Genomic DNA, 8355 nt, shown 5'->3' on the forward strand with positions numbered 1-8355 from the left:
ATCCTCATGCCTGCCGCCGTCGGAGAAGCTGTCCGGAGTGACGTTGACGATGCCCACCACCTGCGGCTGGTCCATCCGCAGCGTCCGCTGCCCCACTTCCAGGGCAGGCCGGGGCGCCGTCAGCCTTTTCCAGATCGCTTCTGCTCCCGCGATACCTGCCATCGCCTGCTCGAACCGCTCGATCCCGATCAGCTCCGCGGAGAGGCGTCCATTCTCCTCCCGCAGCATCTCCACGGCCGAAAACCAAAGCATGCTGCCAGCCAGGCGCGCGACCTTCCCGTCATGCCCGAACGGCGCGTCGACGAAGGCGGTGGGGCGGAGATACAGGCGGTCGCTCATGCTCCCCCGCATAGCTTCAGAGAGGCCGCTGACGACAGCCTTTTCGCTTTTGCCGCACCGGAGGAAGGACTATCTCCGGAGCAAGGGGAGAGGGCCTGATGATCTGGCTGAAGCTGTTCGCGGTGATCGGCATGGCGGCCGGCGCATGGCAGAGCTTCAAGGCGCTCGGCACCCCGATCATCCGCGGCGGCAAGCGCTGGTATCTGCAGTCCGACGGCCGCTACCGGCGCTGGTATGGCGGGCGGGCTCGCAGCGAGGACGAGCTTTCCTGATGGTCCGGATCCGTGAGGCGGCGGCCGACGATGCTGCGGCCATAACTGCGCTGATCCGCGAGCTCGGCTACGATGTGACGGAACGGGACGTGGCGGCGCGCCTGCAACTGCTCCGTGAGCGCGGCGAGCCGGCGCTAGTAGCGGATACCGCAGGCGTCGCCGGCTGCCTCACCTGGCACAAGATGCACGTGCTCCACCGCCCCCGCCCCGTCGGCCGCATCACCATGCTTGTGGTGGCCGCAGAGATGAGAAGCAGGGGCATCGGCGCCGCACTGGTCGAGGCGGCCGAGGAGCGCCTGAGGGACGCCGGCTGCGGCCTCATCGAAGTCACCAGCAACGTGAAGCGCGTTGATGCCCACCGCTTCTACGCCAGGCTCGGCTACGAACAGACCAGCTTCCGCTTCGCGAAGAGCCTGCAGGACTGATCAGTCGAGCGTGGCGATGTATCTCTGGCGGAGGTCGTCGAGCGGCACCAGCGCCTCGCCCTGGGCCACGTGCCAGAAGGTCCAGCCGTTGCAGGAGGGGGCGCCCTGGGCGGCGGCGCCGATCTGGTGGATGCTGCCGAGCTTGCCTGAGAGCTCCACCGACGCGTCTGCGCCGACCGTTGCGCGCCAGCGCCGCTTTGAATCTGTGAGGATCGCGCCCGGCTCGATCATGCCCGTCTCGATCAGCGCTCCGAACGGCACCTTGGGCTGCGACTTCTTCGACGCCATGGTGCGCATCGCGCTTTCGTCCAGCTCGAGCGTGGAAGCGATGCGCTCGCGCGCCACCTTCACATATTTCTGCTCACGCTCGATGCCGATCCACTGCCGCCCCAGCCGCCGCGCCACGGCGCCGGTCGTGCCGGTGCCGAAGAAGGGATCGAGCACGATGTCGCCGGGATTGGTGCAGGCGAGCAGCACCCGGTAGAGCAGGGCCTCGGGCTTCTGCGTCGGGTGGGCCTTCACCCCTTCCGTCTTCACCCGCTCGCCGCCCGAGCAGATCGGGATCACCCAGTCGGACCGCATCTGCAGCTCGTCGTTCAGCGCCTTCATCGCCCGGTAGTTGAACGTGTAGCGGCTGTCCTCGCTCTTCGACGCCCAGATGAGCGTCTCGTGCGCGTTGGTGAAGCGCGTGCCGCGGAAGTTCGGCATCGGGTTCGACTTCCGCCAGACGATGTCGTTGAGGATCCAGTAGCCGAGATCCTGCAGCGCCGCGCCGCAGCGGAAGATATTGTGGTAGCTTCCGATCACCCAGAGCGTTCCGTTCGGCTTCAGGATTCGCCGCGCTTCCTTCAGCCAGGCGCGGGTGAAGGCGTCGTAATCGGCGAAGCTCGAGAATTTGTCCCAATCGTCGTCGACCGCGTCGACCCGGCTGCCCTCGGGACGGAACAATTCTCCCCCGAGCTGAAGGTTATAGGGCGGATCGGCGAAGACCATATCGACGCTGCAATCGGGCAGCGCGGCCATCGCGGCGATGCAGTCGTTCTCGATGATGCAGCCGACCGGAAGATCGGGCGTCGCCTGCTCGTTCTTCCGGCGCACAGCCGTCCCCACACGCCCCATTGCGGTCATTCAGAGCCCCCCATTTCGCGTACGAGGGTGAGTCAGCCGGACTCCGGCGTCAAGCTGCAGAGTTAAAACTGAATGTTAAGATTGGTTAATATGGTGGTGGAACGAACAGAGTCCCCACCAGATGTTGTGTCGGGCGAGAAACTTCAGACTCCATCTGAAGTGGTGTGGCGGGAAAGACTCAGCCGCCGCCTTTGCGGCGAGTTGATTATTCCGCCGCCATCGTAACGAGGTCCGGAAGGTGCTCGCGGACGCCCGAGAAGCTGCGCCGGTGCAGCGGCGTAACGCCGAGACGGGCGATCGCCTTCCGGTGATCCGGCGTCGGATAACCCTTGTTCGACGACCAGCCGTAGCCCGGATATTGCGCGCAATATTCGGCCATAATCCGGTCACGCGTCACCTTGGCGACGATCGAGGCGGCGGCGATCGACCGGCACCTGGCGTCGCCGCTGACGATCGCCTTCGAAGGCCGCGTCCAGCGCGGGCAGGCGTTGCCGTCGACCAGAATCCAGGCGGGATCGAAGCCCAGGGCTTCCACCGCCCGCGTCATCGCCAGCATCCGCGCCCAATAGATGTTGAGCGTCTCGATCTCCTCGACCGACGCAATGCCGACGCCGACCTTCGCCTGCTTATAGAGCCGCGCGCAGATCGCCTCCCGGTCCTTTGCCGGCAGCACTTTCGAATCGTCGATCCCGCGCGGGAAATGCACCCGGTCCAGCACCACCGCTGCTGCCACGACGGGCCCGGCGAGCGGAGCGCACCCCGCTTCGTCCACCCCCGCAAGCGGCTCTGGAAAGTCTCGTTCGATCTTGAAGCAGGGCCGCGCCATGCGCCGCAGCCTATTAACCACTTCGCTGCCGCGCCAGCGAAAGCTGAAATCCGGCTCGATTTCCTGTGGATAGCCTAGCCTTCGAGCTCGTCGAAGGGGACGACGCCCAGGTGATGCCCGAGCGGCCCATGACCCTGGCCGAGCCCGGGCGCCGACAGGATCGCGATCCGCACGAAGCGCACCGCCTGCTCGAACGCCTCGCGGATCGGCAGCCCGGAGCCGAGCCCCGTCGCAAGCGCGCTTGCGAACGTACAGCCGGTGCCGTGCGTGTCGGTGGTGTCGAAACGCTTGCCTTCGAGCGAGTGGAGCGGCCCGCTGGGCGAGACCAGCCGGTCGACGATCCGCGGCCCCGCCGCATGCCCGCCCTTCACCACCAGGTGGCAGCCATGAGCGAGCACCGCCGCCTCGCCCCCGAGCGCCTCCAGCTCCGGCAGGTTCGGGGTGACGACGGACGCGATCGACATCAGCCGCCCGAACGCGGCGATGGTCGCTTCGTCGGCAAGCACCGAGCCGCTGGTCGCGACCATGACGGGATCGAGGATGATCGGTACGTCCAGCCCCTCGATCCGCTCGGCGACGGCCTCCGCGGTTGCAGCCGATCCGATCATACCGATCTTCACCGCGTCGGCGCCGATATCGTCCAGCACCGCCTCGATCTGGGCGAGCACCATCTCGGCCGGCACCGGATGAACCGCGCTGACACCGAGCGTATTCTGCGCGGTGATCGCGGTGATCGCGGTCATCGCATGGCCGCCCAGCATGGTGACGGTCTTGATGTCGGCCTGAATGCCGGCCCCGCCTCCGCTGTCGGAGCCGGCGATGATCAGGATACGGGGCGTCATGCCGCGGCTTTCACGGCCTCGCAGATCCGGTCGACCACTTCGGCGACCAGCGTCTCGTCCTCGCCTTCCGCCATCACCCGGATCAGCGGCTCGGTCCCCGATTTCCGGATCACGAGCCGCCCGGTCCCGGAAAGCCGGGCTTCCGCATCGGCGATCGCGGCCTTGACGGGGCTCGTCTCGAGCGGCTGCCCGCCGTCGAAACGGACGTTCTTCAAGAGCTGCGGCAAAGGCTCGAACTGGCGGAGGAGCTCGCTCGCCGGCCGCCCGCTCTCCACCAGGCCGGCGAGGATCTGAAGCGCAGCAACCAGCCCATCGCCCGTGGTCGCGTAATCGGAGAGGATGATATGCCCCGATTGCTCGCCGCCGACATTGTAGCCCTCGCCGCGCATCGTCTCGAGCACGTAGCGGTCCCCGACCTTGGTGCGGACGAGGCCGAGCCCCTTCCCCTCCAGGAACCGCTCCAGCCCCAGATTGGACATGATCGTCGCGACGATCCCGCCGCCGCGAAGCAGTCCGCGCTCCGCCCAGGAGACGCCGATCAGCGCCATCAGCTGGTCGCCGTCGATCACCGTGCCTTTCTCGTCGACCACGATCAGCCGGTCCGCATCGCCGTCGAGCGCGATGCCGATATGAGCGCCCTCCTCCACCACCCGTGCCTGCAGCATTGCCGGCGAGGTCGAACCGCAGCCGTCGTTGATGTTGAAGCCGTTGGGCGAGACGCCGAGCGTCACCACGTCCGCCCCCAGCTCCCAAAGCGCCGAAGGCGCCACCTGGTAGGCGGCCCCGTTCGCGCAATCGACGACGATCTTGAGCCCGTCCAGCCGGAGGTGCTCCGGGAAGGTCGATTTCGCGAAGTGGATGTAGCGGCCGCGCGCATCCTCGATCTTCCGCGCCCGGCCGATCTCGGCGGGCGGCACAAGCTTCGGATCGTCCTTCAGTATCGCCTCGATCCGCGCTTCGGTCTCGTCCGATAATTTGTAGCCGTCCGGCCCGAAGAGCTTGATGCCGTTGTCGAAGAAGGGATTGTGCGAGGCCGAGATCATCACGCCGAGGTCGGCGCGCATCGATCGGGTAAGCATCGCCACCGCAGGCGTCGGCACCGGGCCCACCATCACCACGTCCATGCCGACGCTCGTGAAGCCCGAAATGAGCGCCGATTCCATCATATAGCCGGAAAGCCGCGTATCCTTGCCGATCACCACGCGATGCCGATGGTCGCCGCGCATGAAGTGGGCGCCGGCCGCCTGTCCGACCCGCTGCGCGATCTCGGCCGTCATCGGCGCTTCGTTGGTGCGGCCCCTGATCCCGTCCGTGCCGAAAAACTTGCGCCCCATCGTCGCGACATTCCCAAATAAAAGCTTGCCGACCCGCGGGCTGGCACTGAAGGATGCCGTCTAGCGCAAGCCAGCCGAAAGGGCGAGAATTTGAAGCGGTCAGCAATCACGTCGCAGCCGGCCCGGATCCTCATGGCTCTCGTCGTCGGCCTCGCCCTCGGCGGCCTCAGCGCCGCAAGCGGAGGCGCCTGGGTCGAGGATGCCGCCGACGTCGCGGAGCCGATCGGCGGCATCTGGCTGCACGGCCTTCAGATGACGATCGTGCCGCTCGTGGTCGCGCTGCTCGTCGTCGGCATCGCCGAAGGCGCCAAGGCAGCGCGGGCGAGCCGCATCGCCGGCCGCTCCTTCGCCCTGATGGTCGCCATCCTCTGGTTCTCGGCGATCTTCGCGGCCTTGTTCGTGCCGCTCCTGCTCAACCTCTTCCCGGTGCCGGCCGCGTCGGCCGAGGCGCTCCGGGCGGCGCTCGCGACCGCCAAGCCGGTCGAGACGGTGCCGACCTTCGCCGATTTCCTCCGCTCGATCGTGCCCAGCAACCCGGTCGCGGCGGCCGCATCGGATTCGATCCTGCCCCTCGTCGTATTCGCCACCATCTTCGGCTTCGCGCTTGCCCGGATCCCGGCCGAAGGGCGGGAGCGGCTAGTCGCCTTCTTCCGAGCGATCGCGGAGACCATGATCGTGATCGTCAACTGGGTGCTTTGGCTCGGGCCGATCGGCGTCTTCGCCCTCGCCTTCGTAGTCGGCGCGAGAGCGGGCGGCGGAGCGCTCGGAGCCTTGCTCCACTATATCGCGATCGTCTCCTCGGTCGGCATCGTCATCCTCGCTCTTGCCTATCCGGTGGCGGTGATCGGGGGCCGAGTCTCGCTTCCGCGCTTCGCCCGCGCCGTCGCGCCTGCGCAGGCGGTGGCGTTCAGCACCCAGTCCTCGCTTGCCACCCTTCCCCAGATGCTGCGCTCCTCCGAGCAGCTCGGAATCCCGGTCACCGCCTCGGGCGTCACCCTGCCGCTCGCCGTCGCCCTGTTCCGCGCCACCGGCCCCGGCATGAACCTCGCCGCCGCCCTTTACATCGCCCAGTGGTTCGGGATGGAGCTCAGCGCGGCCCAGATCGCGATGGGCGTGGTCGTCGCCGCGATCACGACGTTCAGCGCGATCAGCCTTCCCGGCCAGGTCAGCTTCGTCCTCAACATCGCTCCGATCGCACTTGCGATGGGCGTTCCGATCGGCCCGCTTGCACTCCTGATCGCGGTCGAGACCATCCCCGACCTCTTCCGCACCGTCGGCAACGTCACCATGGACGTCGCCGTCGCCGCGACCGCCGCGCATCAAAGCGGCATCGGCCCAGAAGATGCCGGCGAGGAAGACCGGCTGCTCTCCGAGGGGGAGGAAGGAACCGCCTGAAGCCGCGCTTGTTGTCTCGCCGCTAGTCCGCGGAGAAGCACCATCAACGCCGAAGGGAAATTCAGCCGGAAATCGGGGCCGACGGTCGCGCCGCCGGAACCGGGCAGCCTCAACTCCGCGCTTTCGCGCAATATCGAGGCGCTGCAGGCGCGCCGACGCGACGAAGCCGCCGCCGCTTCGCGCCAGGACAAGATCGCCGAGGCGGTGACGACATTCACCGGCAGCCTCAGCTTCGTCTACCTGCACCTCGTCCTCTACGGCTTCTGGATCACCGCCAATCTCGGCTGGATCCCCGGTGTTCCCCGCTGGGACGAGACGTTCGTCGTGCTCGCCATGGCCGCTTCCGTCGAAGCGATCTTCCTCTCCACCTTCGTCCTCATCACCCAGAACCGGATGGCTGCGGCGGCGGAGAAGCGGGCCGAGCTCGATCTCCAGATCAGCCTCCTGGCGGAGCATGAGATCACCAAGGTCGTCACCATGGTGGATGCGATCGCCGACCATCTCGGCATCCGCCACGGCGCCGAAGGCGAGGTCGACGAGCTGAAGCGCAACGTCGCGCCGGAGGCGGTGCTTGACGCGATCGATTCGACGGAGAACAGCGCCTCCTGAACCAGAGGAGGCGGGGATGCGATACCGGACACTCGGACAAGGGCTTCAGGTCTCCGCGCTCGGCCTCGGCTGCATGCCGATGGCGGGCGTCGGCGCCTCGATGTACGGCGAGGCGAGCTACGAGGAGTCGATCGCCACCATCCGCCGGGCGATCGATCTCGGCGTCACCTTCTTCGACACCGCCGAAATTTACGGGCCGCACCGCAACGAGGAGATCGTTGGCGACGCAATCAAGGGCAGGCGCGACGACCTCGTCATCGCCACCAAGTTCGGCTTCCGGATCGAGAATGGCGGCATTGCCGGCGTCGACGGCAGCCCAGCCAACGTCCGCCGCGCCTGCGAAGGCTCGCTGAAGCGGCTCGGGGTCGATGTAATCGACCTCTATTACCAGCACCGCGTCGATCCGAACGTGCCCATAGAGGAGACGGTCGGCGCGATGGCCCAGCTGGTGCGGGAGGGGAAGGTCCGGCACCTCGGCCTGTCCGAGGCCGGCGAAGCCACGATCCGGCGCGCGCATGCGGTGCACCCGATCGCGGCGCTGCAATCCGAATATTCGCTTTGGGAGCGCGACGTGGAGCAGGGCATCCTGCCGCTCTGCCGCGAGCTCGGCATCGGCTTCGTGCCCTATAGCCCGCTCGGCCGCGGCTTCCTCACCGGCCAGATCAGGAGCCGCTCCGATCTGCCCGAAGGCGACTACCGGCTCCGCGACCCGCGCTACGACGACGGCAATTTCGAGAAGAACCTCGAATTCGTCGCCACCGTGATGCGCGTGGCCGAGCGCCACGGCGTCTCAGGGGCGCAGGTCGCGCTCGCCTGGCTTCTGGCGCAGGGCGGGGACGTCGTGCCGATCCCCGGCTCCAAGCGGCGGGCGACGCTGGAGGACAGCATGGCCGCGGCCGAGCTCGATCTTACCGCAGCGGATCTGGAAGAGCTCGGCAGCAGCGCGCCCGTCGCGGGGCCGCGCTACCAGGAGACGGCGATGCGGATGGTTCGGCTCTAGCCGATCCCGCGGGCGAACCAGCCGAACGGCGATGCCAGCGGCGCATGGAGGCCGGTCACCACCAGCCAGAGCAGAAATCCGCCGCCGAGCGCGATCCAGCCGGGGTTCGCCGCCCGCCATTTCACCTTGCGGGCCAACAGCGCTCCGAACGGGGCGAATGACGTCCGCGATTGCCAGAGGTACCA

Annotated in this window: 9 protein-coding genes and 2 pseudogenes; 5 read left to right on the plus strand and 6 right to left on the minus strand. The window is 67.4% G+C overall.

Translation table 11 applies throughout. The features are described 5' to 3' along the window. Positions 1 to 339, minus strand: a pseudogene (locus VF662_RS16410) (dihydropteroate synthase); the annotation flags it as partial. Between the two features lie 98 nt (positions 340 to 437). On the opposite strand from VF662_RS16410, the gene VF662_RS16415 reads away from it, so the two are divergent. Both VF662_RS16415 and VF662_RS16420 read left to right on the plus strand, forming a co-directional pair. After that, positions 438 to 611: a hypothetical protein gene (locus VF662_RS16415; protein WP_464143027.1), complete on the plus strand. Its 174-nt coding sequence runs from the start codon at positions 438 to 440 to the stop codon at positions 609 to 611. Beyond that, positions 611 to 1036, plus strand: coding sequence for a GNAT family N-acetyltransferase (locus VF662_RS16420; RefSeq protein WP_464143028.1), 426 nt, complete (start codon positions 611 to 613; stop codon positions 1034 to 1036). The genes VF662_RS16415 and VF662_RS16420 overlap by 1 nt, the downstream gene beginning before the upstream one ends. On the opposite strand, the gene VF662_RS16425 is transcribed toward VF662_RS16420, so the two are convergent. The 4 genes from VF662_RS16425 to glmM all read right to left on the minus strand — a co-directional run bounded on the left by VF662_RS16425 (position 1037) and on the right by glmM (position 5166). Then, the gene (locus tag VF662_RS16425) at positions 1037 to 2164 is read right to left on the minus strand and encodes a DNA methyltransferase (protein ID WP_464143029.1); all 1128 of its coding nucleotides are present in this window, start codon (positions 2162 to 2164) and stop codon (positions 1037 to 1039) included. A gap of 205 nt (positions 2165 to 2369) precedes the next feature. Next, positions 2370 to 2990, minus strand: a complete 621-nt coding sequence (locus VF662_RS16430) for a ribonuclease HII (RefSeq protein ID WP_464143030.1) — start codon at positions 2988 to 2990, stop codon at positions 2370 to 2372. Positions 2991 to 3064: 74 nt separating this feature from the next. After that, positions 3065 to 3832: a bifunctional hydroxymethylpyrimidine kinase/phosphomethylpyrimidine kinase gene (gene thiD / locus VF662_RS16435; protein ID WP_464143031.1), complete on the minus strand. Its 768-nt coding sequence runs from the start codon at positions 3830 to 3832 to the stop codon at positions 3065 to 3067. Then, complete coding sequence (gene glmM, locus VF662_RS16440) at positions 3829 to 5166, minus strand: phosphoglucosamine mutase (protein WP_464143032.1); 1338 nt, start codon at positions 5164 to 5166, stop codon at positions 3829 to 3831. The genes thiD and glmM overlap by 4 nt, the downstream gene beginning before the upstream one ends. A gap of 90 nt (positions 5167 to 5256) precedes the next feature. On the opposite strand from glmM, the gene VF662_RS16445 reads away from it, so the two are divergent. The 3 genes from VF662_RS16445 (at position 5257) to VF662_RS16455 (ending at position 8170) form a co-directional block, all read left to right on the plus strand. Continuing rightward, on the plus strand, positions 5257 to 6561 hold the full coding sequence (locus VF662_RS16445; protein WP_464143033.1) for a dicarboxylate/amino acid:cation symporter: 1305 nt from the start codon (positions 5257 to 5259) through the stop codon (positions 6559 to 6561). Between the two features lie 204 nt (positions 6562 to 6765). Then, positions 6766 to 7170: a DUF1003 domain-containing protein gene (locus tag VF662_RS16450; RefSeq protein WP_464143034.1), complete on the plus strand. Its 405-nt coding sequence runs from the start codon at positions 6766 to 6768 to the stop codon at positions 7168 to 7170. Positions 7171 to 7186: 16 nt separating this feature from the next. Then, positions 7187 to 8170: an aldo/keto reductase gene (locus tag VF662_RS16455; protein WP_464143035.1), complete on the plus strand. Its 984-nt coding sequence runs from the start codon at positions 7187 to 7189 to the stop codon at positions 8168 to 8170. Here the strand turns inward: VF662_RS16455 and VF662_RS16460 are convergent. After that, positions 8167 to 8355: pseudogene (locus VF662_RS16460) on the minus strand (NnrU family protein); the annotation flags it as partial. The gene VF662_RS16455 and the pseudogene VF662_RS16460 sit on opposite strands and share 4 nt — an antisense overlap.

It is taken from the genome of Allosphingosinicella sp. (genome assembly GCF_036387215.1).
In the GTDB taxonomy this organism is placed as follows: Bacteria; Pseudomonadota; Alphaproteobacteria; order Sphingomonadales; family Sphingomonadaceae; genus Allosphingosinicella.